This is a genomic window from Enterococcus sp. AZ048, from assembly GCF_051715125.1.
In the GTDB taxonomy this organism is placed as follows: Bacteria; Bacillota; Bacilli; order Lactobacillales; family Enterococcaceae; genus Enterococcus_A; species Enterococcus_A gilvus.
Map to the genome: position 1 here is coordinate 1447997 of NZ_JBIOTD010000001.1, position 25650 is coordinate 1473646.

A 25650-nucleotide genomic window follows, 5' to 3' on the forward strand; every position below is an offset into this window, starting at 1 on the left:
TTATAATTATTGTAAATTTTGATTGAAACGAGGAAACGATTATGAAATTAGCGATCGTGACAGATAGTACCGCCTATCTGAATGAACGCATCCGCAATCATAAAGACTTATTTGTTATCCCGATTCCTGTCATTATTGACGGGCAGCCTTTTGAAGAAGGCATTGATATCGGCTACGAAGAGTTTTATCAAAAATTAAAAAGCAGCAGAGATTTTCCTAAAACTTCGCAACCTGTTTTGGGAGAAGTTTATGAATTATACCGCTCCATAAAAGAACAAGGCTATGATACAGTTATTAGTATTCATTTATCTGAAGGGATTTCAGGCTTTGTCCGTACATTGACCGCAATCAAAGAAGATATTAAAGGTCTGCAAGTTATTCCTTATGATTCAAAAATCACCAGTGTTCCAATGGGCTATATGGTGGAAAAAGCGCTGGAAATGAGCGATAATGGCGAATCTTTGGAGGAAACACTGAGAGCAATCGATGAGATCCGCGACACGACCAACGCTTATATTATCGTGGATGATTTAGACAATCTAGTTCGTGGCGGACGCCTAACGAATGGTGCGGCGATCATTGGTGGATTATTAAAAATCAAACCGATCCTGACTTTTGAAGATGGAAAAATCGTTCTTGCTGAAAAAATTCGCTCTTTGAAAAAAGCCTTGCAACGTACAGAAGAGATCATTGAAGAACGACGTCAAGAAAATGAAAAAGAGCTGCGTATTTTCGTGATCCACGGGAATAACCCCGAGCTCGCACAACAAGAATATGAAAAACTTTGTCAGAAATATCCTGAAGCAAGTATTGATATCGGTACATTTGGGCCGGTAATCGGGACTCATTTAGGAGATAAGGCTATTGCCCTTGGCGTAGCGAAATAGCGATCAACTCACTAACTTTGTTTAGTGAGTTTTTTTACAGCCAGTAAGCAAGTGTTTGAATGTAAGTTAGTTGCAAAAATGAGAAGAATTGCGTATTCTGGCATCATTAGTAGTTTAGTAATTTACTAAACGAGTACTTATCGTGAGGAGGATATCGTATGAAAATACCAACAAATTTGAAGCATAAACCTGTTTTTCTCGTGGAGGATTACGATAAAATAGATGGACACAATGCCTGGGACAGTGATGCCAAGGGTCTTACATTAGGATTGGCACAGTGGAACGACCGTGGTCGCGTGGATATCTCAGGGAAAGTCTGGCGTCACACAGGGGAAAAATGGTCACGTCAATCAGAAGAATTACCTATTACCCGTATATTAGACCTGGCTATCTTAGTTGCTCAATCCAGCATTTATCTTCAGGATGCGTATCGCTATGAAAAATTTTATGATCCAGAAAATCCAAAAGTAGAGATTCTTGGACTTCAAGGCGGACGAATGGAAGTAAAAGTGGATACTGAAAATCCTAAAATTGATGAAGACATCGTCTTATTCAATGACACGATGAACAAAGACGGCGACCTGATAGCTCAACGTTATCGTACATTGAAACGTTTATTAGACGAATTGGGTTACTAAATCAAACAATGAGGTGAGTTATGATGGAAATGCCTTTTGTAATAACAGAAGGACGGAGATTCACTAAAGTCGAAAAGCAAATGATCTGGCGCAAACCAGCCAGTCATAAAACTAGCCAAGAAGAACTGCGAATTGCTTCGGAAATCAAGCTGAACTGGCTTGACCCTGAAATGAAAATTATGAATGTTTTGTTAGAAGGAGATGCGGGTTCTGGTAAAACACAGCTTGCACGCGCGCTTTCGGATGATTTGCAGTTGCCTTACACAAAAGTAACTTGTTTTGCGGATATGGATAAGACAGATGTTTTCGGTGCCTTGTTGCCTGTTGTGAGAAGTGATGATGAGGACGATCAAGAGTTGTTAGAAGCAATTTATCAAACGGATTCATTGCAAGAAGTATTGTCTGTCATTGAAAAACATTTTCAAATTGACAGCGATCAAGCAAGAGCGCGATTAAGTACATTGATTGAACGAATAGATCATGTAGAAAGCTCGACCACTGTGGAGTACAAATTTTATCCTTCTGAGATCGTTCGTGCGATGCAAAAAGGCTATTTGTTAGAAATTCAAGAACCGACAGTGATACGGGATGCTTCTGTGCTAGTCGCTTTGAATTCCGCATTAGAGCCAAATGGGCTATTGAATATTCCTACAGGGATCATTCGCAGACACTCTGATTGTGTTGTCGTTATTACGACAAATCGAAATTATCAAGGAAATCGTCCATTAAATGAATCGCTAAGAGACCGAATGCAACACGCAGAAAAAATGGATCTGCCGTCCATTGAGGTAATGATTGCGCGGGCGATCGCCAAAACCAATTTCGCAGACCAGGATTATTTAGAAATTATGGCGGAAATCATTCGCTTGCTGGATGAAACAGCAAAGGCGAATGCAATCAAAGGCGTCGCGGGTATGCGCTCTTATTTCTTTTGGGTCAATAGCTTAAAACAAGGACAAGATCCATTAGAAAGTATTTTTCCAAAAGTACTTTACAAATTAACAACGGACGAAACAGAGTTAAAAATTTTACAAGAGGCCTTGGAACAAAGCAGACTTTTAACAGAACTGCAGCAAGTTAAGAATCAAAAAAAATTGACAAAAGGGCGAAAAATCAGTCAATCCGAAGCGGAACAACGGAATATTTTAGAAGAAGCGGAAGAGACAACACTGACAAGTGAGCCTACAGAAACGTCACTTCCTAAAGAGCCGGAAATAGAGCAAGCGGAAGAAATAGCTTCTATTGAAAAAGAGCAACCAGAGGCAGGAACGATCGCCGAAGAGGCGGAACGTGAGAATACGGAAGCCCAAAGTACAACTGCTTCAATGGATGAGGAAGAAAAAATAGGTTCTGCAATGTCGCTTGAAGAAATGGCAGAGATAGATAAGAACAAACGCAAAGAACTAAATCGTGAGATTCGTGAAAGTTTAAAAGAGACAATTCACGCAAAAGAAGGAACGATTCTTCACCGCCCAGCAATCAATCAGGAAGCGATCCAACAAGGACAAGAATTAACGAAACAGGTCTTGCCTGAAGTCGATAGCCTCAGCCGTGTAATCAATGATTTATTAAATAAAGAGGTCAGCAATGATTATGCCAGCAACAAGTATTATGGGTCGCGATTCAACGCTAGTCACGTGGCTTATAGTGATTTACGTAATTTTGATAAGAAGAATCCTCCCAATGAGCAACCTTCGTTGGCTTTAGCGGTCAGAGTAGACGAATCGGGATCAATGATGCGTGATGACCGGATCGAAAATGCGAAGTTGGCTGCTGTAGCTCTAAGTCTTTTCGCTGAAAGAACGAAGATTCCTTTGATGCTCTATGGTGATTCGGCAGACCTTAGTCAACGAGAAAAAACATCCATTTATTCATACAAAGAGTTTGATGATGGCTATGACTTTATGGCCGCTAAAATTTCCACTATGAAGCCGCGGCAAAACAACCGCGATGGTGTCCCTTTAAAAGTATTAGCAGAAAAATTAAGTCACCAATCTGCCGATACAAAAGTGCTGCTCTCAATCAGTGATGGGCAACCGAAAGCATTGCCTGATTATACAGGAAATAAAGCGAAGCAGGATATTCAAGACGTATTAGACGACTATGAACGAAAGGGCATCTTATTCATTGCCTGTGCGATAGGTGAAGATAAGGAACAATTAAGAGATCTGTACGGCGACAACCATTTCGTCGATATTTCTGATATTTCGACATTGCCGCAACAACTTCTTCAATTGATCGCCCGATTTGTATAATAAAAAAATAACACAACGAGTGAATTAGGTACTCGTTGTGTTATTTTTGATGTTGCGGCTTATTCATAAGTGGCGCGTGGCCCACCAATATACTTAGGTCGACTCCGCAAAGCTGTCACGTGCGCACCGCCTAATTCCTTAATCGATGGACGAACAGGAACTTGTACATATTTTACATGCATGCCGATAGAGGTGTCGCCAATATCAATTCCTGCTTGTGCAACGATGTGCTCCACTTCAACCGGGTCCTTGAATTGCTCGAAAGCAGCGACAGAACAAGAGCCGCCAGCATGCAATGCCGGCTTAACTGAAACGATCTCCCAATCTTTTCTATCGGCAAGCGCACGCTCGACAACCACCGATCGATTAATATGTTCGCAGCCTTGCACCGCTAAATAAATTTCCTTAGGATCAAGAACTTCTTTTAAAGCTTCAATGACCCATTGGCCCACTTCTTGGCTTGAGTTCTTTCCAATTGTTCCGCCAACGATCTCACTTGTAGTACAGCCTAGCACGAAGGTATCGCCAGCTCTTAGATTCGCAGCATCAAGCACATCATTGGTAATTGTCTTCAGTTGCTGTTGAATACTTTCTTTTTTCATTTTAGATAACTTCTTTCTATTTAAATTGAGGATGACGCAAGACTCTTTGTAAGGTATGGTAAAGGGGAACCGTCACTGCAATACCGAAGATATTCTGAATACTATTTCCTGGTATCGAAGCCAATCCAGCAGGCCAGCCAAATAAGAGAGCCGTAGCGAACGCGTAGCCAGCAATCATAAATACGCTCGCCAATAAAAATCCAATTGCAAGGCTTTTTTTACTCGGGTATTTATTATAGAGGTACCCTAAGATAAATCCTTGAAGACCGTGAATAATAATTGAAAAAATTGCCCACTCTGGATAACCTGAAATCATGTCGATCAGACCACCGCTCAGGGCGCCAACTAGAAAACCGCCACTCGGTCCGAAAAGCAAGGCAGAAGCATAAATTCCCACCTCACAAAGTGTCACAAATCCCTTTGTAGCAGGAATTGGAATGATGAATAGTAGTGAGAGAGTGACCGTCAATGCAATCATCATCGCAAGCTTAGTGAGCTCTTTTGTTTTCATGTGAAGACCTCCGTTTCAATGCGCTCTCCGAACCAGACATTTCCTTCACCGTTTTTTAGGGGGAGGCCTTTTTTGATTCCTTGATACACATAGTCTTTGCTATTTTCAATCGCTTCGATCATTGGTTTACCTGACACTAAATTCGCTGTGATGGCAGAGGCCAATGTACACCCGGCGCCATTAATAGTCGGAGTGATTAATTTAGCTTTAGTGAAGGAATGGAATTCATTTCCATCATAAAATAAATCTGACGCAAACGCTCCAGAAAAACGTTCACCACCTTTGATCACCACTGAGTGTGCACCTAAGGAAAGAATTTTTTTTGCTGCATGCTTCATATCCTCCAAGGTTCGAATGGTTTGCTGACTCAATAGTTCTGCTTCCCTCAAATTCGGCGTAACAATGGAGGCAAAAGGGAAGAGCTCGATTAACTTCGCTCGATAACTGCCATTGTAAACATCGTCGGTTTCCTTAAAAGCCATTACAGGGTCTAAAACAATTGGTCCATCGAAGGTACGCAGAAAGGCCTTCACGATTTTTAAAGATTCCAACTGGTGAACTAGACCTACTTTCACACCGTTCAATGCAACGTTTTTTTCTATTGACTGTAACTGATCACGGAGCAATTCAGATGGCAGATCATTTATCTCAAAGTGCCCATCTTTTTCGACTGCTATACAAGTGATCGCTGTCAACCCAAATAGCTGGTAATTCTCGAATGTCTTTAGATCAGATTGTAAGCCGCCGCCAGCTAACGTGTCTGACCCTGCAATAGTCAACACGGTTTTTGTCATAGAATAGCTCCTTATGTTTTTTGTCATTATTGGTATGCCGCTTAAAGGGACATCGTTAATGATTTCAATTATAAAGGGGTGAGGTCAAAAATAAACAGCCAATTGGTTGTTTATTGTCTCATCCAATTTTAAGTGTAAATAGTTGTTCCGCGAAAAGAAATACGTTAGCATGTGGATGAGAAAGGGGATCATGTTTATGAAAATATTTGTAGCTGGCGCCACTGGTAGAGTTGGCGAAGAATTAATCAACTATTTAGTGAAACAAGGACACTTTATTTATGCGGGGGCACGTCATGCGGAAACGCTTGATGACAGCACTTCTGTAAAACCCGTTCATTTAGATTTACACGGTAGTGTTGATGAAATCGCCGATACCTTGGGAGATGCAGAAGTCGTCTATTTCGTCGCTGGATCACGAGGAAAGGATCTGCTTCAAACTGATTTATACGGCGCTGTAAAATTAATGCAAGCCGTGGAGCAAAAGGGGATCAAACGCTACATTCATTTGAGTTCGCTTTTCGCTTTGCAACCTGACAAATGGAGCGGTTCATTGACTGACTATAATATCTCAAAATTTTTCTCTGACCACTGGTTGATCGACAAAACAAACTTGAACTACACGATTTTACAACCAGGCAGCTTAAAAGAAATTCCTGGCAGCGGAAAAATAACTACCGATGTCAAAGAAGTAACCGAAAACGCCATTGAAAATGTATCGGCGGTTTTAGCAGAGTTGCTTGAACAAGAAAACACCTTTAAAAAAGTAATTTTGATGGGGGACGGAAATACACCCATTAAAGAAGCCATCGAATCATTATAAAGAAATAAAACCACTTAGACGGAATGCCTATCTGAGTGGTTTTCTCTTTGCATTATTCAGACGAGGCGAAAAATATTAAATAATTTCTTAGTTTTTCTATTAACTTAATGATAAAATAGAGACTGCTAAAACTAGAATTCGTTGATTAAGGAGAGGCCTTATGAATCTTCAACATATCCATGATTCCACGATCGAAGAGGGGGTTCAAATGATTCGAAAAAGAAAAATTGCGAAATACTATATGAAGGAACAGGGTTTTTCTAAAAAAGAAGCCTACGAGACAGCGAAAAAAACACAACCTGAATTTGTTCAAGCACGCAATACATACCTTGCTTTGTTCAATGAAGCCAAGCCTTTGTTCGCTGATCGAAGCAGAAAAGAAAAAGCGTTGAGAGTTTATCAAGTCTTCAGTACGATCGCTTTGATTTGTTTTGTTTTATGGTTATTCAATAATGGCTATATAAACGGCTCCAGTGTGACAGATAATTTTTTATTGATCGGTTTAGTTATTAATCTGGCAATAGCAAGCTATTTTGATGAAAAAGTTACTGAACGTATCCATATAAAGAAGACCACCGAGCTGTTGAAACATGCTCCCGATGCAATAGATAAGTTGGCGCAGGTCGAAGAAATCAAGCGCACCATTTTTCGGGCTGAGTATCGAGGAATCAAACTTGTCCAACAGCAAAAAGAAGAAGCAGCGGAACATCCAGTAGAAGAACAGCCAAAAATACTTTCACTAGAAAAGATAAGAGCCTTGCGCTCAAAAATAAAAAAATAGCCAATTGCGCAGAATGAACGCGTATATGGCTATTTTTGTTTTGTCATTTTAATAATTAGTATAAGTAATCATGCAGAGGATTTGTTTTAAATTTCACATGACGGCAAAATCTTAACTCAAGAATTTTCATGATGCGATCTAATCTAAAATAAATGGCATTATCAAAGTGATCAACGATCACTTTAAAAAATAAGTAAATGAATCAAAGATAAAAAATCCAGCAACGATTAAATATCGATCGAATCTAAATAGAGTCATTTAGAAAAATCTAGTAACAAGAAGTAAAAAATGATTGAAACTTAAAAAATACATGTAAAAACTCAAAAGAAGACTAAAATGATCTGGAGTCGGAAATCGATTGAATCAGGAGCTTAATTAGATATGAACTGATAGTTTTATACTATATAACTTTGTTTAATGTATATTATGTAAACTAAAACAAAAAATTTAAAGCTGACTGAATTTAATCTGCTTTAAATCTAGTAATAGAAATGAATCCGTTTATCGTTTGTTTTCTTGCAGCATCTTGGACATATTGCCATAACCCAACTCATGGGCATAATCTTTTGCGGATTTGCCATAATTATCTTTGATATCTGGATCTGCACCGTGTTTAAGTAATTCTGAGACAATATCTTGGTAAACTTGCGAACCGTCTCTTAATGCAACAGCTTCAATCAATGCTGTGTATCCATAGTTGTTTTGATGATTGATGTTCACATTTCCATCCGCTAACAGCAATTTTACATTCTCGAGATGGCTTTTTTCAGCAGCTGGAATCAACGCATTGCCACCAAAACGATTTGTGATTTGTTGATTCGGCTGACTATGTGACAACATATATGACAAAATTTCAGTTCTACCTTCTGCGCCAGCATAAAGATACGCGCTGTCTTTCTTAGCATCCTGCTTGTTGACATCAGCTCCAGCGTCTATCAAGAGTTTTGCGAGATCGATTTGATTATTATGAACCGCAATCAGTAAAGGGGTTTCTCCATTCGCGTTCACTTCATCAATCATATTTGGGCTTGATTTTAAGATTTCGGTCACTTTTGCTGTATCATTTGCTGATACGGATTGAATCAGGCTTCCTGGTACGTTTGTCATTGACTGTTCCTCCTTTGATTGTGTTGTGTTCGTCGAAGAAACGAGTGACGAAGTAGAATCTTTCGTTGTTGTTGCTTCAGAAACTGCTTTTTCAGCAGATGATGAGCTATTTGCTGCGTTATTATTTTGTGATGCTCGTTGGCAGCCACTCAAAACGAATAATAAAGCTGCAAGTGCTAGTATTTTTTTCAAGAGCCTCCTCCTTCTCTATAAATAATTTGTTTATAATTCACCTGTTAAAAATTGAGCCCTTCCAAAACCGAAGCTCCAATCCTCATCCGAGTTGACTGTCAAATTGATCATGACATCTTCAGGCCTTATTCCGACCTGCTCATTTAATTCCCGAACTAATTCTGAATAGAAGGCTTTTTTCTCGTCTGTTGTTCGTGGTCGAGTCGTCAAGCTGAAAACAAGTACTTGGTTCGTCCGATCGAACCCTAACCCCGTGTCTAAAATTTGCATTTCGTGAGGTTCATGCTGTGTAACTATCTGATAGCGATCCCCTGATGGTGCGTGAAACGTTTCTAACATCACGTGATAAGAGATATCCAGGATTTCTTTGATCTCCTCATCTGTGCGTCCTTTGATCATATCGATTTTCATTAACGGCATTAGAGCTTCCCCCTTTATTGTATTCGCTGATTATATCATTTTGAAAATCGTTCAGTGAAATGGAAGCTCTCACCTTCAAAAGACTAAAGAAATTCTTCAAAAGTCATTGATTCTTAAGAATTATTTATATTCGGATTAAAATCTGTTTGGGATATTGGTATATCAGCATTTTTGACTGGGTTCAGTTTGACCTTCGCTCGAAAAACCGATAAACTATTTAAGAATATGGAAAATAACTCTAAGGAGCATGCAAATGTCTCATTTAAAAAAATATAGTCAGTTTATTAAAACACGAATTGGTTTTTTCAGTTTATTGCTTGGTTTATTATGGCTGAAAAATATGTTTGCCTATGTCATTGATTTTCATTTAGGCATACAAAGTCTTATGCAATTTATTATTTTGATTGTAAATCCATTGAGCGTCTCTATGTTATTGCTCAGCATTGGCCTATTTATCAAACGATCGAAAGTCGCGTATGGAACCCTTTTTGTCATCTATGCGCTGCTGACCATTTGGCTCTTTTCAAATGCAGTGTATTACCGTGAATTTACAGATTTCATTACGATCAATACGATGTTGGGCGCGGGTCAGGTTTCCACCGGTTTAGGTGAAAGTGCTGTTCGTCTCTTTCGTTGGTATGATGTGTTTTACATTTTAGATTTGATTGTAATCCCACTTCTGTTGTTCAAAAAGAAGATTCCTATAGCAGACGATTATCCAAGATTTCGACAGGCGGCGGCTTTATCAGCCCTTTCTCTCTTGATCGGAAGTGGAAATATTTTCTTAGCCGAGATCGATCGCTCTGGCCTGCTGAGTCGGCAATTTTCTCGTGAATATTTAGTAAAATACTTAGGTGTAAATGCCTTTACCCTTTATGACAGTTACCAAACATATCAAAATAACCAAATCCGCGCAGAAGCTAGCCCAAATGATTTGAAGGAAGTACAGAGTTATGTGAAAGACCATTATGCAAAACCGAATGATTCCATGTTCGGCGTTGCTAAGGGAAAGAATGTTGTCTACATCCATCTGGAAAGCTTCCAGCAGTTTTTACTGGATTATCAGCTTACGGATGAAAATGGCGTCAATCATACAGTGACCCCTTTCTTAAATAGTCTTTATCACGGGGAAAGTACCTATAGCTTTGATAATTTCTTCCATCAAGTCAAAGCCGGCAAAACATCTGACGCTGAAACGTTGATGGAAAATTCCTTGTTTGGTCTAAACCAAGGGGCATTATTTACGCAAATGGGCGATAAAAATACTTTTGAAGCAGCACCGAATATTTTAAAACAAAAAGCGGATTATACGTCAGCCGTGTTCCATGGTCATTCAGCTTCTTTCTGGAACCGCGACAAAACATACAAGCATTTAGGATTCGACTATTTCTTTGATTCTTCTTATTACGATATCAACGATGACAATTCGTTTCAATATGGTATGCATGACAAACCATTCTTGAATCAATCTGTTCAATATTTAGAGCATCTACAGCAGCCTTTTTATGCCAAATTTATTACGGTTTCAAATCACTATCCTTATTCTCGCTTTAAAAACGAAGAAGACGGCTTCCCGTTAGCGAATACGAAGGATGAAACGATCAATGGGTACTTTGCTACAGCCAACTATTTAGATACAGCGTTAAAGGAATTCTTTGATTACATGAAAGCCAGCGGTCTATATGACGACTCGATCTTTGTACTGTATGGCGATCATTACGGAATCTCTAACACACGAAATAAAGATTTGGCGCCGTTATTAGGAAAAGATTCAGATACGTGGACTGATTATGACAATGCGCAATTGCAGCGTGTTCCTTTTATGATTCATGTACCTGGTGTGACAAATGGCGGTATCAATCATACTTATGGCGGCCAAGTAGATGCTCTCCCTACTCTGCTTCATTTATTAGGGCTTGATTCGAAAAATTATTTGCAATTAGGGCAAGATTTATTCTCGGCAGACCACAAGCAGGTCGTTGCTTTTCGTGATGGTGATTTTGTTACCCCTGAATATACATTCTATGGCGGCAAAGTGTATGACAATCAAACCGCTCAAGTCATTAGCGAACCAACACCTGAGCAGGAGAAATTATTTGTCGAGCTCAATCAAGATGTTGATCAGCAATTGATCACTTCTGATAAAATCACGAATGGTGATCTGTTAAGGTATTATCAAGATAGCGGATTGACCTCTATTAATCCAAATGACTTTGACTACCGTGATCAAAAGGCCCGATTAGAAGAAATCGAGCGCCAAAAGGGAGCAAATTCTTCTAGTCTGTATAGTGAAAACAATCAAAAGTCAACGGTTGGTCTTTATAAGACGAAAACCTATCAGCAATACGAATAATACAAATAGACCTCCAAATTTTATTGGAGGTCTATTTTTTAGTTTTGTTGTCTTTTCAGCGCTTCATTTCTCAATTTGCGTTGTGCTTTTTTTGATCCACGATCAATGTCTCGTCGTTCCTTCCGAACGTGGAAATCTTCGAATAGGGTTTCAAGGTCATATTCTGCCGGATAAAGCTCTGCCGCTCGAAATTCAAGTGCGATTCGTCGTTTTGGAACCTCAATAAATTCTCCGTCGAGATACACCTTTACGTTCTCCGAGAGAGGTATTTCCTGATAAACTAACGCAGATGTTTGTTTTTCTAATAAAAATACCTTGTCTCCTTTGTAATAATTTTTTTCGACGGTCTCTGATTTTTCATTTTTAGCATTACGTTTCTTTTTCACGCTTATTTTATTCAGATCATACGTACGATCTGAAAAGTAACGTTGTGCCTTCCCGAGAATTTGATCGGAAATAGCCATTTTTTTCGCAATCCATAGCGCATTGCTTTCCCCCGTTTGGCCAATCAATAACCGATACTTCGGAGTTAAATGCTCTGCGTCAAAATCCATAGCTGCTGTAATAAAATCTGGGTGCAGCTCTGCAAATCGTTTAATCTCACCATAGTGCGTCGTCGTGATCAATATGCTGCCCTTTTGATAGAACTCTTCCATGATCGCAATCGCGAGTGCAGCCCCTTCGTTTGGTTCTGTTCCGCTGCCCAGCTCATCCAATAAGATCAAACTATTTTTTCGAGTCGATCGAAGAATCTCAGAGATGTTTTGCATATGACCAGAAAATGTACTTAAAGCATTTTCTATACTCTGGGCGTCGCCTATGTCAACGAATAGTTGATCGAAAATTGCGATTTCTGTGCCCTCTTTTGCCGGGATCTGCAAGCCGATCATCGTCATCAGACTCATGAGTGCAACAGTCTTTAATACGACCGTTTTTCCCCCTGCGTTCGGACCAGTGATCGTTAAGCCGCGATATGTTTTCCCAATCGTTAAATCAAGAGGCACAGCCTTCTCAATTAATGGATGAGTTGCCGCACGTAAATGAATATAGCCCTCGTCATTTAGTTTAGGCGTGATCCCTTTTAATTCTCGACTGAATTTTCCTCGAGCAAAAATGTGGTCAAACTCTGCAATGATCTCAATATTTTGATGAATCGCAGGCAAAGCTTCTGACAGAATGCCTGTTAACGTTGCTAAGATTTGATAAACTTCGGATTCTTCTATCATCTTATGATAAACCAATTGCTCATTCCAGCGACTAACACTGCTAGGCTCTATATATGCCGTAGTCCCTTTACTAGAAAGCTCAACAATGGTTCCTTTAACTTGCTTCTTATAGGAAGATTTGATCGGTACAGTGAATACGTCATTTCGTTTTGTAATGATTGCTTCTTGTAATTTTTCTTTATTTTGGCGAACAAATTTTTTCAGCAGGTCCTGAATTTTGTCTTCCGTTTCAGCAATATCGCGTCGTGCTCTTCGTAATTCTCTGCTTGCGTCATCAATGATTCGACCATTTCGAATCACCTGATAGATCTCTTCTTCAATCTCATGAAAGTCATTCAGTCCTTGACCATAACGATTTAACAGCGGAGCAATGCTTTGATTTTTTTCAAAGAATTGCCGAATCAAGCGCAGACTGCGTAAAAAATCTGCGTATTCCATAAGCTCCTGTGGCGTAAGAACAAACCCTTTTTCAAGTTGATTGGTCACATGTTCGATGCTTTGCAGTCCCATAAATGGCACGTGAAGATTACTATCAAGCAATTGCCTAGCTTCCGTCGTTTCCGTCAATCTTTTTTCTACAACAGACAACTTTGAATGCGGCTGCGTGTCAGCAATTCGTCTTTTCCCAAAGCTGCTGATGGCGTAACTGCTTAGTTGATGTTTAATATCGGTAAATTGTGTTTTAATGTATGTTTCGTTTGTCATTCGTCTCTTCCTTTCGATCGAAGAGATACCTATTCCAGCTAGGAAACTTAATAAGAAATATTATTGAACTGAGCACTCCATTTAAAAGCAACTAATTCTTCTAACGTGAAGATTTCATCATCCTCTTACGTTAACGATCCCATTGGATATGCTAGAACGCACATCGGAAGTCGCAAAAAAAGCTGTGAAGATTCCTCTTCACAGCTTGAGTTCAATATCAGCAGCGTTGATAGGTATCATCTAATTTGGCACGCGAAATAAACCTGTACGAACAGAAATTTTTCGCTATTAAGTTACTCCAAATTAAATAATTACACTCACCAAGACACCTCATAATGATTATTAAGTTTCCTTAGAATCAGTCTAACGTGACAAATTAAATTTGTCAAATTGGCTGAAGCTTTACACGATCGTTGCCGGTACTGGTTTTACCCCATCATTGATGAAGTATACTTGGTACCATGTCAAGAAGGTATAGATCGTCCAAATCTTACGACGACCATCCGCTGTTCCAGCAAAATTGTCATCCAATAGTTTCACGATTTTTTCTTGATCGAAGAATTCTTTTACAAACTCTTGAGTGAATACGTCACGTACGACCTTGTAATATTTCTCTTCACGCAACCAGTCTTTAATAGGAACTGGGAAGCCAAGTTTTTCACGATTGTACCATTCTTCTGGTAAATGACGCGCAGCAGCCTGACGGAATGCGTATTTTGTATTTTCAGCATTGATCAAATATTTTGTAGGAACGATTTCAGATACCTTCATTAGTTCTTTGTCTAATAATGGTACCCGAACTTCCAAAGAGCTAGCCATGGATAATTTATCAGCTTTCAATAAAATGTCTTTTGGCATCCATTGGTGCATATCTAGATACTGCATTTTTTTGATTTCAGACATGTCCTGAACTTTTTCATAATGCACATTCACGATGTCTTTGATCGTAGGACTTTGCTGGAATTCTGGTTGCAAGTATGCCGCTGCCTCATCTTCTTCAAAAACTTTGGCTTGACCAATAAAGAATTCTTCAGCCGGTGCTAAAGAGGTATACAAGTGCAACGCACCTTTAAAGGTTTTGCCTTTTAATCCCTTAGCGATCGAGTAGCGCATGCCTTTTGGTAATTTTTTCAAGCCTTCAGCAACGACTTTCACTGCTTTTGACTTCGTATTCATCCCATACGCCTGATAACCAGCAAATAATTCATCTGCCCCTTCACCACTTAGTGCGACACGTACATCTCGACTAGCAAGTTCTGCCAAGAAATACAATGGGACACACGAAGGGTTAGAGTCTGGCTCATCCAAATGATATTGGATCAATGGGAAGTATTCAAACGCTTCGTCTCCAGTAACGACGCGAGACGTATTGTTTAAATCAATCAAATCAGCTAATTTCTTTGCTTCGATTGATTCATTATAAGACTTGTCGCCAAAACCAATCGAATAGGAATGTTCTGGTCTCAAGACAGCAGTAACATAACTCGAATCAACACCTGAAGACAAGAAGGAGCCAACTTCAACGTCTGCGATTCGATGGGCTTCGACTGATTTCACAACCGTGTCATCAATCAACTCAACCGTTTCTTCCAGCGTCATAGTCGTTTCTTGTTCTTTCACATCCCAATATTGTTGAATATCTAATTTTCCATCTTTATAAATGAAGTAATGTCCTTCTTTGATACGGTAAACATTTTTAAAGAAAGTTTCATCCAAAGCAGAATATTGGAAGGTCATGTATGGCTTCAAAGCTTCCTTATTTAGTTCCTTCACAAAATTTGGATGTTGTAAAAAGCTCTTGATCTCAGAACCGTACATAAACGTACCATTCATCAAAGCATAATAAAGCGGCTTGATCCCGAAATGATCACGGGCACCGAAAAGTTCTTGTTTTTTAGTATCCCAGATCACGAAGGCAAACATTCCACGGATTTTTTGTAATAAATCCACTCCGTATTCTTCATACCCATGTAATAATACTTCTGTATCAGCATGCGTTGTAAAAATATGTCCTTTAGCAATCAGATCTTCACGAATGCTTTGATAGTTGTAGATTTCACCATTGAATGTGATGATTTTCGTCTCATCTTCATTCTTGATTGGCTGCGTCCCACCTTCAAGGTCAATGATGCTCAGACGACGGAAACCCAGAGCGGCCCCTTCATCAATAAATTGTCCTGCACTATTTGGTCCACGGTGAACAATCGTATCCATCATATTTTTAACAATTTGTTCTTTTTGCGTTGTATTTGAACGATCAATAAATCCTACAATTCCACACACAATCTCTACCCTCTTTCAAACATGGTAAACTGATACTCTTTCATATCAACTTTCAAAGTATATCATAGGATTAAATTAGTTTCACGAGTTGACGCAATTTCCCTTTAAAAACACCATTAAAAATTAATTTTTTCCAAAGGGAAATACTTATTTCTCACTCTTTATAAAAGAGAAACACAAAAAAGTGCTGCACCAATTTTTATTTGGCGCAACACTCGTTGTTTCATTTCGATTTAATCAGTGATCGTCAACGGAACTAAGAACGGATAGCTTCCAAAAAACTCAATCAAGGATTTATTTTTTCGGTCGGTATTCAATTTCAAACTGCTCACCTGATTTTCATTGTTTTGATTGATCGTTACTGTCTGATTGCCATCTAAAACAATCAAGTAACTGGCTTCATCGATCTTTTTGAAATCATAATTTTCATTGTTCATCGTAGTAATGAAAATTTTGTCCAATACATCGGTCGGTGTCATATGGTGAAGATCTACAGCAACATCTAGCGGCTGACTGTTGTCTAATAGATTTTCGTCAAAATCAAACCCGAGGTCCTTCATATGAGCCATGACATCGTTCATCTCACGACTGAACATTGAATTTTGACCACTCGTATAAATATGTTTGTTGTAGCAATCTTTTAGTAAAGTTAAAACCGCATCATTAAGAACGCGAACGCTCATGGTCGCGGGATATACTTCCATCAATTTGATCTTTTCACTGCGGAATCTGCCATCAGACGTCGGCATCATGAAACTAAAATTGATTTCATTTGTACTGGTCAACCGATAAGAAAGATTAAAATGCTTACTTTCCCAAGTTGAAAATTCATTTGTGGAAAGATGCAATTCATGGTTCTGCAACGGTTTGATCAATTCAAAGGTGAAATATTCTAACAGCGCGCCCTTAGCGATCGCTGAAGCAGAAAGTGATTCTTCAATAAAGATTTTCTTAAAATAATCAAGTAATGTAGGAAAATCAGATTCCATCAAAACCTTTCTGAATTTCAAATCAGCAATCTCTTTTTCCGCATCATCGATCAAGTTCAATAGATCTTGATAATTTTCTTCACGGTTATCGTAATAATTCAAGGATGAATCGCTCATAGGCTTCGTTTGAGGCGAGGATTTAAATTCCTCGGCTGCTTCACCGTTGCTGTCTTCAGGATGGAGAATCTCTTTTTCTTTAATATTCAACCCGGGCTCCTCGGAATCGACTAATGTGTCATAAATTTGATTGATTTTGTTTTTTTCTTCAGTCATTTATTCCGCCCCCTTAGTTAAAAAATCATGGATAAAGTTCTCCAATGCAGCATCCATTTCTTCTAATCCACCAAATCGTTTCTTGATTATACGCAATTCTTTTAGTGCGATAGCTTGTTCTAAAGAAAGGTCCGCAATTCGATTTTTAATTTCGATTTTTTTCGATTCTCCGGACAATTGATCTCCAACAAACGGTGTCCATTGACCGCGTTGCTGTTTTAAATCAACCAGCTTATCATTGATCTCGTCAATCTCTTCTTCGATCTTTTTCCGGTTCATGAAGCTTTTTGATTCTTCTAGCTCTGCTTTAAGTTTTTCCTGATGCGCAATTTTTCCGCTCAATTCTCGCAATTCGGATTGCGCAGCGATCGTTTTTGCATCAAAATCATCTTGTTGGTTTTCAAGCTCAGTTAAGCGCTCTTTGTACTCTCCTTTTAAAACGCGTTCCCATTGTTCGCGAATTTCAGGGAGTATTTTAATCGTCGGTTGTGTGGCATCTACTTGCAGTACCGCACGATCTCGATAGTAACTGCCCATTTGATAATTTAACAAAATAGGAGAGACGACATCCCGCATGATCATAAATGGGAACGTCCGTTGAATCTCCTGATCCAATTTACTTGTCAAGAAATTATCAATTTCATGATTGGCATTGCTTGATTGTTGAATTGCAGGAGGCAGTTCATTCCAATATATTTGATACACATCGCCCATGTGCTCGGCTTTCATTGCCTCTTCTAATCGCTTGATCTGCCCCATCAACCCACCTAACACATCGGAAGCAGATTCCTTCACTGAATCGAAGGATGTATCAGTTTGAAGTTCTTCCTGTTTTTCTGGAGTCTCCATCTAAGACCCTCCTTTATTTTTTTGATTAATAATATAATAAATATTACCATATTTATTCTTGATTCAATTCGAAACAGAAATGAAGCGCCATTTTCATGTTAGAATTGAAACCCACTCCTCCATTTTACCCTAGCATGACCGTAATGATAAGTATAAACTGTTAGAGAAAGTAAAAAAAGATTGTGTCCTTGTTAAAAAATGACACAATCTTTTTAATTAATTTGTTAATCCACTAAAAAATCCTTTGATTTGTTGCCATAGATTTGTAAAGAATCCTTGATTGTCTTCCAACGTCCCCTTTAAGGAATCTCCAAATTTCCCTAATTGATCCGATACTTTATTGACTGTTCCTTTAAAATCGCTGCTGATCTTGTCCAATTGTTCGATAGATTCTTTATCTAAGACACCGTCTGTTGTTTGGTATTTTTGAGCCAATCCAACCAATTTATTGATGTCGTCCTTTGTGACGTATTGAGACAAATTATTTTTTTCCAGTGCATCATTGACGATTTTTTCAACATCGGCTTTTGTCGCTAATTCCCCTTGCTTCTCTTTCAAATCAGCAAGCTCTTTTTTTATATCGACCAACGTCTGATTTAATTGCGCCTTATACGCTTCATCGGCCTTTTCCTTTTCGCTGTCTGATAAGTTTTGATTTTGGCTTTGCTCATTGGCTTTATTCACGACAGATTGTGAAACATCCGAGGTCGTATCCAATTCAGTTTGTGCCAGCTGAGCACGTTGCGGATCAACGGTTTCCCCATTTGACTCAAAGGCTTTATAAACGCCCGTCAAAGCACTTTCTCCCGTTACCTTTACCACACTGGCTACTTTAACGGTCGCATCAGTGATCCCTGCTGTAACCAGAGGATTCTTGTATTGATCAGCCGTAATTTGTGTGATGTTTTGCGGGGTCAAAATTTGAACATCGATTCCTTTCCCTTGATCCTCGCGATTGACGACTACCGAGCTCAACATCACGCTGTCATCTCCACTGCCATAGCCTAAGTATTTGACTAAATCTGCTCCTGTGGCAGTTTCCATCTTCACGTTCGTTTGATTGATGCTTAGTTTATTCATTGTTTCATTTAGTTGTTGTTGATTTAATCCAGCTCCGGCCACAAAGGTTGGTTTGCCCCAGCGCTCATTGATTGCACCATCATTGGATTCTGCGTGGGCAGTTGTTTGCTTGAACATTCCAACGCCCAATGATAGTCCTATGCCTGCTAATATTGCGTATTTATATAATTTCATTATCGTGCCTCCTGTATCTTGATAGTCATATTCTAGCTGATTTTCATTCTTTTGCTTAATCAGAACCTTTTCTTTAAGCAATTATTTACCAACCTTAAACTCTCTTAATATTTTACTCAGTCTAAGGTAGGAGGCATCTGCCGGTTAGTTATGCTTTACAAAAAAGAACTTTCCAACACAAATGATTGGAAAGTTCTTTAAAAACTATTTTTCCTTAGTCGTGAAATGAATCTTGTCCTGATCGTCACGTTCTAAGTATGTCGTTTCTTTTAAATAAGTGAAGTGTAATTCCTTAATACTAGAATCCTCCAGCATTTTTTCATACCCTTCGAAAATTGCCCGAATGTATTGTTTATAGGCTTGTTTTTTTCGTTGTCGCTTGTTCATAAGACACCGTCCTTCTTGGATATCTTACCAAGCATCGGTCATTCAGACAAGTATTTTATTGATAGGTTTGGTTTAAGTAAGTCAACAAGTCTTTAGAAAGATCTGTCGCGGAAGTACCTTCTGGTTTGTTCTCTAAAAATTCCACCACAGAATAATTTTGCTTTTCGGGGTCAAAAGCATATAAGAAGCTGTTCTCTTGTCCCTTTTCATCTTGCTTTTGCTTAATTTCAGCAGTCCCAGTCTTTGCTGCTAACGGTATATTCAATGCTGCCAAGCTATGAGCTGTCCCATTCGGATCACTTACAACGGCTTGCATGTCTCCTGTAATCGTTTCTGCCGACTCTGCTTTAATGACATCCTTCTCGTTCTTCGTTTCCTTATCAGCAAGTAGCTTTGGATACACCATCGTTCCCTTATTTGGGAAGACGGAGTAGGCAGCCGCTTGTTGAATAGGGTTCAATAGCAACTGGCCTTGTCCATACCCTGTATCTGCTAATAATATTTCTGAGTCAAAACTCTCTTTGCTGGAAATCTGTGCTTTATCCATGGCGATCGGTACATCTAACGCTTTTCCAAAGATAAATTTATTCAAGCCTTCACGGAATGTTTTTTCGCCCATTTTTAGTGTTTCTTGAGCCATATAAATATTGTCAGAATAAGTCAATGCCGTTTTTAAATTCACAGGACTAACATCTGAGACCCGTGTGACTTGATAAGAGCCCCAAGAGCTGTCCTTTTGCCACTTCAATCCGTTAATCGCCAATTCTTCATTAGGATTTAACGTTCCAGCATCCAATCCTATCGCCGCCGTGATTGTTTTAAATGTTGACCCAGGTGCATACCCCGTGGCAAAGCGACTCATAAAAGGTTGATTCTTATCATTACTATACGCATCATAATCCGATTGACTAATACCGTTTGTCATTTTATTAGGATCAAAACTTGGCGAACTGGCAGCAACCAATAGATCGCCTGTTTTCGGTGCCATAACAACGCTTGAACCTGCATGACCATTTAATCCGTTGTAGGCAATCTGTTGTGCACGGCTATCGATGGTCAGTTTGATGTTCTCGCCATCTTTCTTTTCAATTGTCTGCAGCACTTTTTTTTCTTTTCCCTCTTTATCTGTAATTGCCAAAGAGCCGCCATCTTTTCCTCTTAGCTGTTTATCCAAGGCCATTTCTAATCCGCTTCGACCAATCAAACTATCGCTGGCAAGATCATCGTTTTTCTTCATATCCTCTGCGGTAACCTTGCCGACATAGCCAATCAATTGAGCTGCGGCCTCTTTTAACGGATACGTACGGCCGGTCGTTTCTTTGACTTCTAAACCATCCGGCGTTTCTTTAGGCGCCTCCGCAGTCGTTTTCAAAGGGACAAAAAAGTCTTCCTGCACCCACCCTTGAGATAAAGCGGCATCAACATCTTTAGCAGTTAGGTCTAAGCTTTTAGCGATCGCATCAATTTTCGCAGTACGTTCTTCTCCACTGCCAAGGTTTTTAGGCACGATCCCTGATTGGAACACTGTCCCGTTGGTCGCAAGACCTTGCCCACTCCGATCTAAAATTTCACCACGCTTTGCAGGATCAACTGAGTAATTGATTTTATCCTTACCAGACATACCAGGGAAAATTAAGTTTGGCTTCCAATTGATCTCTTTTCCACCGTCTGTTAATGTTCCAGAATATTGTTGGTTTTTTAATTGTCCAAATCCAGTATTAACGGATAAGTTATAAGAAAATTGAAGAGCCCCGCCTTTTTTTTCTACCTTCAGATCATTCATTTTAATATTGGACGCATTGATTCCCGAATAAATCGATTGGTATTTTTCCTCTACTTCTTTTTTTGTATAACCACTATTTTTCAGTGAATCCGCACTTAAATTGTTTGTTAGCTCTTTATAATTCCCTTTTTTTAACTCTTTAACAAAAGCCTCTACTGTTTCTTGGCCTTGTTTTTTCACTTGACTCGCTTGGTAGGCGCGGGCTCCAAAAAATCCAACTACGAGTAATACAAGGATACTGATAATAATGATTGGCCATTTGTTCATTTTCTGTTTCTTACGTGTGCTTCTCTCCATAAAAGAGTTCCCTCCCTAGCATCTTTTGTCCTCTTTCTTTATACTGTAAAAAAGGACGTGTTACTTTATGAATCATTGTTACTTATTTATTGGACCAAGTGGTTCTGGAAAAACCACATTAGCCGAAAAAGCCTTTCATCCTGAGCAAAAAATTATTTCTTACACTACACGTGCTCCTCGTGAAAATGAAGAACACGGCCGCGACTATTATTTTGTTTCTAAAAAAGAATTTAAGCAAATGGTCAATCACGATCAATTTGCTGAATATGATGTTTATGACGACCACTTTTACGGCATTGCCAAGTCAACGTTAAGCGAGGCTTTAGCGATTGGTGACTGCTACGATCCCATCACAACGACAGGATTTATTAATTTATATCGTGTATTTGGTGAACAAATGGTCCCAATTTGGATCAATATTTCTAGAGAAACCATGATTACTCGCCTAGAAAAAAGAGCTTCCGTCGGAGACTTAGAACGTCGTTTAGCGATTTTCCAAGAGGATCAGGAAAGTTTAGAACGTTTAAAAAAGTTTCCCAATCTAATTGAAATTGATGGCGAAACCTCACTAGATAGTATGCTCAGCCAATTAAGACAGGCGTTGAAGTAACTGAAATGCTTTTCGTTCTCCATGTTCAAATGGGAAATGGATCATTCCACAATAGGTAAATCCGCACTTCTCGATCAACCGCAGCATCGGCTGGTTAGCTGGATAGGTATCAATGCGAACATCGCCATAACCTAGAAATTGCGCTTGTTTAATTGCTGAATCCAATAACGCTTTCCCCAGTCCCATTCCGCGATATTTTTGAGTGACCGCTACATGATGCAAAGAAACATAAGGGGTGTTTCCTTGCCACTCGCCTTCAATTGCTTCATAAATAGGATCTTTTTCAGCAATTAATGCGACAGTACCAACGATTTCTTCCTCTAAAGTCAGTACATAGCTGGCTTTTTTTCTTATGTCTTCACGTATTACAGCTTCATGAGGCTCATGACCATCTTGCCATTGAGGTGACCCCTGATCTTTCAAATAGTCCTTTGCCTGTTGAATGATTGCGTTAATCGCAGGAATGTCTTCCAACGTGCTTGGACGCAAAACAAACGCGGGATGCGTTGGTTCATCTGTCTTTGTTTCATCGCCAAACGACAAAATCGCTTCGGCATCTTTTTTTCCTAAAAACCCACCTAAGAGTTCTCCCATTTGTTTTGCTTGTCTAACAATAAAATCTTCATCTTCGTATCCCATATGTTTTCCATCCCCTCTGCCAATGTTCTCCTTTTTCCAAAAAGGCACCAACCAATTCCAAGTGATGCGCCAAGGACCACTTTTTAATTGTGCCCAATCCCGGAAATTTTTTCATTTCCCGATAGTGCAATAATTCTTCCATTCCTAAAGTCAGTAACAACTGATCTTGATTTCTCGAATACCACTCTGAAAATTTCTCCAATGCTTCAAAAAACTTCCCTGCCTGATCTTGTGCATTCTCATTACTATCGGATACAAAATGCTTTACTCTTAAATTAAGATACGCATCAAAATAGCTTATGTGTATAGCAATCGCACGACTAGGTCCACCTTTATCAAAATAGCGGCTGCCCTCAATAGTATAATCACTAAAACCTTTTGAATTTGTTCTTAAATAGAGATGCTCGTCACTATAAAAATCATCTATCTTTTCTCCATAATCTGCAACATTTTTTTGTGATTGAAAGGCTTCTCTGAGTAATATTTTATTTGGTACTTCTAAAACTCTAAATCTGCCCTGATCAGGTATGATAGATAACGCATCGTCGCTAATTTTTAGCTTTTCGATCTTTCTTGGTGAATGACTATTAAATAGATACAGTTCCCCCTGAAAAAGATTATCCTGTGTAATAATTTCTGCCTTTTTAACGCTGGAATTTTCCTGTACCGGCCAATCGAATCTTTTTTCCTCAAATAATTTTGCTGTGCCAACCTGCGGATTCATGATCAAATAACAAATCAGCTTTTTTTTATCGAATAATTCAAGTGTTTTCTTCAGTGTAGGGGAATCTCTAACAGGTTCAATGATCGGTCGGATTCTGCTCGACCAACGTTTCTCCTGGATCAATGTAGAGACCGCTAATAAATCAAACTGTTTCCCTCTTAAGTATGGATAGTACATTCACTCACTCCAATGGCTCAGTCGGCCGACTTCGAACATGACGTTCTCGGCGTAAAAATTCATAATCCTGTTCTAATGCCCGTAATTCCTCTTCAAGACTTTCAATTCGCTCCTGTTGGACATCCTCGATGAAACGCTGATAATAATTGTTTTCCTGTAAACTATCCTTTTCATCCAAGCGGCGTCGTAATTCCTTATACAGCTGCTCCGTTGAGAAAAAGCTTGTCCCATAAGACATCCGTTTTGCTTTTCGGACTTCTCGGAACAAAGAGGCCATGAATCGTTGCGTTAATGCCGATTCCTCTACCTGAAGCGCGCGTTTCATTGGCTTTTTGGCGATAATAAATGTTCCATCAGCGGGTAGGTCTTCTGCTTGAGTATAGGGACGATAGACTAAAACGCCGATCTCTTTGGGGATATCGTCTTGGACTTTCTGATACAGCTCTTCAGTCAAAACGAAGTAATTATAGTGTCCAATAAAAGACAATTTTGCCTTAGAGTAAAAATCAGCTTTAGTTATTTTTAGCTCATAACAGCGCCATTCCATCTCACCAGGTTTAAAAAAACAAGCCAGCGTATCCACGATTCCTTGTTCATCAGGCATGGTCACTTCTTCAACGACAATCCCGCCAAGATCCATGCAATAATAGTAAAGTGCGTTTTCGATTTTTTGTGTCAATGTTGTTTTCATTTTCTCACCATGGGAACGTATTTTCGTAAACTTTAGCATAACTCTACAAAAAAAAACAGAGGGTACCCTCTGTTTTAAATAAAATATGAAAGATCACTAGCTGGACTCGGATAAGCAAAAATGTATTTTTCAACTTCTTCATGTGTCATTTTTTTCGTTAAAATGACTAAAAGATAATTGATCACTTCATCTGCCAACTGACTGAGACAACTAATCGCTACAATATTTTCTTCTTCATCGTAAACGATTTTTATTTTTGCTCCTTGATCGTTAATCCGGTGATACGTATACCAGCTAGACAAGTCAGTGGTCTGTGAATGGTATTTCTCTGGATGATCAGCAAGTTCCTTTTCGCTCAAACCAACCCTTGCCAAGCGCTGATCTCCGAAAACGATGGTAGGAATCAATGGGTATTCGATGGCATTTTGCTCATCACTCATCGCGCCGACGACATATCCTGCTTCAAAGCCAGCAACTGGCGTTAATTTAGGCTGGGATTTTGCTACAACATCGCCACAAGCAAAAATCGTTTGTTGTGTTGTTCGTAAATGATCGTCGACTTTTATGCCTCGTTTGTCATATTCGACACCGGCATTTTCTAAATTCAATCCTTCGACATTTGGAATACGTCCGGTAGCACCGATCACCATATCCGTGATTAATTCAAAATCTTCTCCTGTAACACGATAGTTCGGATGCATCAATTCTACTGCTTTTGTGTCCACGTTAAAATGGAACGTTATCCCATCAGCTTTCATATGCTCGACCAGGTCACTGACTAGTTCTTGATCAAAGCCTTTTAACGGACGATCGTTGTGATGAATGATGTGAACATCTGAACCGGCTGCACTTGCGATGATTGCCAATTCAAAAGCAATGTACCCAGCACCGAGAAAAGCAATTCGTTTAGGCAGATGCTCGAGTTCTAAGAAATCTGTGCTGCTTTGCAATAACTCTTGTCCATCTATCGGCAAAACTGCTGGCCGCTGCCCGGTAGCAATCAGAAATTGATCTGCTGTTAAGGTTTGGTCATCAACAATGATTTTATGCGCATCAATAAAACTAGCTTGCCCTTGATAACGTGTAATTTCTGCCGAATCCAATCCCTCTTTCGTATTTTGCGGAACAGAGTCGGTGTAGCTCCTCTTGAAAGTCATTAAGTCTTCCCAAACGATTTTAGGTGTTTGTTCGAACCCTTTTCCGATCATTGTTTCAATTCTTTTTTGTGCTTCAACACCGCTCATTAGCATTTTCTTTGGATCGCATCCGCGGTTCGGACAAGTTCCTCCCCACAAATCAGACTCAACGATGGCAACTTTTTTTCCTTGTTCCTTTAACGCATAGGCGGCCGTATTTCCTGCTGGACCGCTGCCGATCACGATTACTTCATAGTTTTCCATTTC

At 39.3% G+C, this 25650-nt stretch carries 23 protein-coding genes; 7 read left to right on the plus strand and 16 right to left on the minus strand.

The window, feature by feature from the left end; translation table 11 throughout:
• The first annotated feature begins 41 nt into the window (after positions 1-41).
• The 3 genes from IGI66_RS07135 (at position 42) to IGI66_RS07145 (ending at position 3780) form a co-directional block, all read left to right on the plus strand.
• On the plus strand, positions 42-887 hold the full coding sequence (locus tag IGI66_RS07135) for a DegV family protein (protein WP_438848241.1): 846 nt from the start codon (positions 42-44) through the stop codon (positions 885-887).
• 158 nt (positions 888-1045) lie between these two features.
• The gene (locus IGI66_RS07140; protein WP_010780753.1) at positions 1046-1525 is read left to right on the plus strand and encodes a DUF6530 family protein; all 480 of its coding nucleotides are present in this window, start codon (positions 1046-1048) and stop codon (positions 1523-1525) included.
• A gap of 23 nt (positions 1526-1548) precedes the next feature.
• On the plus strand, positions 1549-3780 hold the full coding sequence (locus tag IGI66_RS07145; protein ID WP_438849282.1) for an AAA family ATPase: 2232 nt from the start codon (positions 1549-1551) through the stop codon (positions 3778-3780).
• A gap of 59 nt (positions 3781-3839) precedes the next feature.
• On the opposite strand, the gene IGI66_RS07150 is transcribed toward IGI66_RS07145, so the two are convergent.
• The 3 genes from IGI66_RS07150 to IGI66_RS07160 are packed head-to-tail and all read right to left on the minus strand — an operon-like array spanning position 3840 to position 5687.
• Positions 3840-4382 (minus strand): TIGR01440 family protein, encoded by a 543-nt coding sequence (locus tag IGI66_RS07150; protein ID WP_438848242.1) that lies wholly within the window; start codon positions 4380-4382, stop codon positions 3840-3842.
• A 16-nt stretch (positions 4383-4398) separates the two neighbouring features.
• Positions 4399-4893 carry an ECF transporter S component gene (locus IGI66_RS07155; RefSeq protein ID WP_438848244.1) on the minus strand — a complete coding sequence of 165 codons (495 nt, stop codon included), beginning with the start codon at positions 4891-4893 and terminating at the stop codon, positions 4399-4401.
• Positions 4890-5687, minus strand: a complete 798-nt coding sequence (locus tag IGI66_RS07160) for a bifunctional hydroxymethylpyrimidine kinase/phosphomethylpyrimidine kinase (RefSeq protein WP_438848246.1) — start codon at positions 5685-5687, stop codon at positions 4890-4892. Before IGI66_RS07160 ends, IGI66_RS07155 begins: the two co-directional genes overlap by 4 nt.
• A gap of 196 nt (positions 5688-5883) precedes the next feature.
• On the opposite strand from IGI66_RS07160, the gene IGI66_RS07165 reads away from it, so the two are divergent.
• The gene (locus IGI66_RS07165; protein ID WP_438848248.1) at positions 5884-6507 is read left to right on the plus strand and encodes an NAD(P)H-binding protein; all 624 of its coding nucleotides are present in this window, start codon (positions 5884-5886) and stop codon (positions 6505-6507) included.
• A gap of 160 nt (positions 6508-6667) precedes the next feature.
• Positions 6668-7288 (plus strand): hypothetical protein, encoded by a 621-nt coding sequence (locus tag IGI66_RS07170; protein WP_438848249.1) that lies wholly within the window; start codon positions 6668-6670, stop codon positions 7286-7288.
• 501 nt (positions 7289-7789) lie between these two features.
• On the opposite strand, the gene IGI66_RS07175 is transcribed toward IGI66_RS07170, so the two are convergent.
• Positions 7790-8587 (minus strand): ankyrin repeat domain-containing protein, encoded by a 798-nt coding sequence (locus tag IGI66_RS07175; protein WP_438848251.1) that lies wholly within the window; start codon positions 8585-8587, stop codon positions 7790-7792.
• A gap of 30 nt (positions 8588-8617) precedes the next feature.
• On the minus strand, positions 8618-9007 hold the full coding sequence (locus IGI66_RS07180) for a tautomerase family protein (RefSeq protein ID WP_438848253.1): 390 nt from the start codon (positions 9005-9007) through the stop codon (positions 8618-8620).
• A gap of 253 nt (positions 9008-9260) precedes the next feature.
• On the opposite strand from IGI66_RS07180, the gene IGI66_RS07185 reads away from it, so the two are divergent.
• The gene (locus IGI66_RS07185) at positions 9261-11360 is read left to right on the plus strand and encodes an LTA synthase family protein (protein WP_086303786.1); all 2100 of its coding nucleotides are present in this window, start codon (positions 9261-9263) and stop codon (positions 11358-11360) included.
• A gap of 38 nt (positions 11361-11398) precedes the next feature.
• Here the strand turns inward: IGI66_RS07185 and IGI66_RS07190 are convergent, their stop codons facing one another.
• From IGI66_RS07190 to pbp4, 7 genes are all read right to left on the minus strand, one after another.
• Positions 11399-13291 (minus strand): endonuclease MutS2, encoded by a 1893-nt coding sequence (locus tag IGI66_RS07190; RefSeq protein WP_438848255.1) that lies wholly within the window; start codon positions 13289-13291, stop codon positions 11399-11401.
• Between the two features lie 402 nt (positions 13292-13693).
• Complete coding sequence (gene asnB, locus IGI66_RS07195; RefSeq protein ID WP_438848257.1) at positions 13694-15574, minus strand: asparagine synthase (glutamine-hydrolyzing); 1881 nt, start codon at positions 15572-15574, stop codon at positions 13694-13696.
• Between the two features lie 233 nt (positions 15575-15807).
• The gene (locus IGI66_RS07200; RefSeq protein ID WP_316406674.1) at positions 15808-16836 is read right to left on the minus strand and encodes a hypothetical protein; all 1029 of its coding nucleotides are present in this window, start codon (positions 16834-16836) and stop codon (positions 15808-15810) included.
• Positions 16837-17685, minus strand: a complete 849-nt coding sequence (locus IGI66_RS07205; RefSeq protein WP_314580834.1) for a hypothetical protein — start codon at positions 17683-17685, stop codon at positions 16837-16839.
• 216 nt (positions 17686-17901) lie between these two features.
• Positions 17902-18939 carry a DUF1002 domain-containing protein gene (locus IGI66_RS07210; RefSeq protein WP_010780739.1) on the minus strand — a complete coding sequence of 346 codons (1038 nt, stop codon included), beginning with the start codon at positions 18937-18939 and terminating at the stop codon, positions 17902-17904.
• A 204-nt stretch (positions 18940-19143) separates the two neighbouring features.
• Positions 19144-19326 (minus strand): hypothetical protein, encoded by a 183-nt coding sequence (locus IGI66_RS07215; protein WP_010780738.1) that lies wholly within the window; start codon positions 19324-19326, stop codon positions 19144-19146.
• A 55-nt stretch (positions 19327-19381) separates the two neighbouring features.
• Complete coding sequence (gene pbp4 / locus IGI66_RS07220) at positions 19382-21406, minus strand: penicillin-binding protein PBP4(5) (protein WP_438848260.1); 2025 nt, start codon at positions 21404-21406, stop codon at positions 19382-19384.
• Positions 21407-21473: 67 nt separating this feature from the next.
• Between pbp4 and IGI66_RS07225 the strand changes: the two genes are divergently transcribed.
• Complete coding sequence (locus tag IGI66_RS07225) at positions 21474-22016, plus strand: guanylate kinase (protein WP_438848262.1); 543 nt, start codon at positions 21474-21476, stop codon at positions 22014-22016.
• Here the strand turns inward: IGI66_RS07225 and IGI66_RS07230 are convergent.
• From IGI66_RS07230 to IGI66_RS07245, 4 genes are all read right to left on the minus strand, one after another.
• Positions 21996-22655: a GNAT family N-acetyltransferase gene (locus IGI66_RS07230; protein WP_438848264.1), complete on the minus strand. Its 660-nt coding sequence runs from the start codon at positions 22653-22655 to the stop codon at positions 21996-21998. The two genes, IGI66_RS07225 and IGI66_RS07230, sit on opposite strands and share 21 nt — an antisense overlap.
• Positions 22639-23556, minus strand: a complete 918-nt coding sequence (locus IGI66_RS07235) for a sce7725 family protein (protein ID WP_438848266.1) — start codon at positions 23554-23556, stop codon at positions 22639-22641. Before IGI66_RS07235 ends, IGI66_RS07230 begins: the two co-directional genes overlap by 17 nt.
• 4 nt (positions 23557-23560) lie before the next feature.
• Complete coding sequence (locus IGI66_RS07240; protein WP_438848268.1) at positions 23561-24247, minus strand: hypothetical protein; 687 nt, start codon at positions 24245-24247, stop codon at positions 23561-23563.
• Between the two features lie 74 nt (positions 24248-24321).
• On the minus strand, positions 24322-25647 hold the full coding sequence (locus tag IGI66_RS07245; protein ID WP_438848270.1) for a dihydrolipoyl dehydrogenase family protein: 1326 nt from the start codon (positions 25645-25647) through the stop codon (positions 24322-24324).
• Between the last annotated feature and the right edge of the window lie 3 nt (positions 25648-25650).

What these genes read in the sequence shown, in the direction of transcription:
- IGI66_RS07230 (WP_438848264.1), bottom strand. Translation starts at nt 22,655, where the DNA reads ATGGGATACGAAGATGAAGATTTTATTGTTAGACAAGCAAAACAAATG.
- IGI66_RS07240 (WP_438848268.1), bottom strand. Translation starts at nt 24,247, where the DNA reads ATGAAAACAACATTGACACAAAAAATCGAAAACGCACTTTACTATTAT.
- pbp4 (WP_438848260.1), bottom strand. Translation starts at nt 21,406, where the DNA reads ATGGAGAGAAGCACACGTAAGAAACAGAAAATGAACAAATGGCCAATC.
- IGI66_RS07150 (WP_438848242.1), bottom strand. Translation starts at nt 4,382, where the DNA reads ATGAAAAAAGAAAGTATTCAACAGCAACTGAAGACAATTACCAATGAT.
- IGI66_RS07170 (WP_438848249.1), top strand. Translation starts at nt 6,668, where the DNA reads ATGAATCTTCAACATATCCATGATTCCACGATCGAAGAGGGGGTTCAA.
- IGI66_RS07200 (WP_316406674.1), bottom strand. Translation starts at nt 16,836, where the DNA reads ATGACTGAAGAAAAAAACAAAATCAATCAAATTTATGACACATTAGTC.
- IGI66_RS07145 (WP_438849282.1), top strand. Translation starts at nt 1,549, where the DNA reads ATGGAAATGCCTTTTGTAATAACAGAAGGACGGAGATTCACTAAAGTC.
- IGI66_RS07180 (WP_438848253.1), bottom strand. Translation starts at nt 9,007, where the DNA reads ATGCCGTTAATGAAAATCGATATGATCAAAGGACGCACAGATGAGGAG.
- IGI66_RS07215 (WP_010780738.1), bottom strand. Translation starts at nt 19,326, where the DNA reads ATGAACAAGCGACAACGAAAAAAACAAGCCTATAAACAATACATTCGG.
- IGI66_RS07160 (WP_438848246.1), bottom strand. Translation starts at nt 5,687, where the DNA reads ATGACAAAAACCGTGTTGACTATTGCAGGGTCAGACACGTTAGCTGGC.
- IGI66_RS07245 (WP_438848270.1), bottom strand. Translation starts at nt 25,647, where the DNA reads ATGGAAAACTATGAAGTAATCGTGATCGGCAGCGGTCCAGCAGGAAAT.
- IGI66_RS07225 (WP_438848262.1), top strand. Translation starts at nt 21,474, where the DNA reads ATGAATCATTGTTACTTATTTATTGGACCAAGTGGTTCTGGAAAAACC.
- IGI66_RS07140 (WP_010780753.1), top strand. Translation starts at nt 1,046, where the DNA reads ATGAAAATACCAACAAATTTGAAGCATAAACCTGTTTTTCTCGTGGAG.
- IGI66_RS07205 (WP_314580834.1), bottom strand. Translation starts at nt 17,685, where the DNA reads ATGGAGACTCCAGAAAAACAGGAAGAACTTCAAACTGATACATCCTTC.
- IGI66_RS07165 (WP_438848248.1), top strand. Translation starts at nt 5,884, where the DNA reads ATGAAAATATTTGTAGCTGGCGCCACTGGTAGAGTTGGCGAAGAATTA.
- IGI66_RS07135 (WP_438848241.1), top strand. Translation starts at nt 42, where the DNA reads ATGAAATTAGCGATCGTGACAGATAGTACCGCCTATCTGAATGAACGC.
- IGI66_RS07185 (WP_086303786.1), top strand. Translation starts at nt 9,261, where the DNA reads ATGTCTCATTTAAAAAAATATAGTCAGTTTATTAAAACACGAATTGGT.
- IGI66_RS07190 (WP_438848255.1), bottom strand. Translation starts at nt 13,291, where the DNA reads ATGACAAACGAAACATACATTAAAACACAATTTACCGATATTAAACAT.
- IGI66_RS07235 (WP_438848266.1), bottom strand. Translation starts at nt 23,556, where the DNA reads ATGTACTATCCATACTTAAGAGGGAAACAGTTTGATTTATTAGCGGTC.
- IGI66_RS07210 (WP_010780739.1), bottom strand. Translation starts at nt 18,939, where the DNA reads ATGAAATTATATAAATACGCAATATTAGCAGGCATAGGACTATCATTG.
- IGI66_RS07155 (WP_438848244.1), bottom strand. Translation starts at nt 4,893, where the DNA reads ATGAAAACAAAAGAGCTCACTAAGCTTGCGATGATGATTGCATTGACG.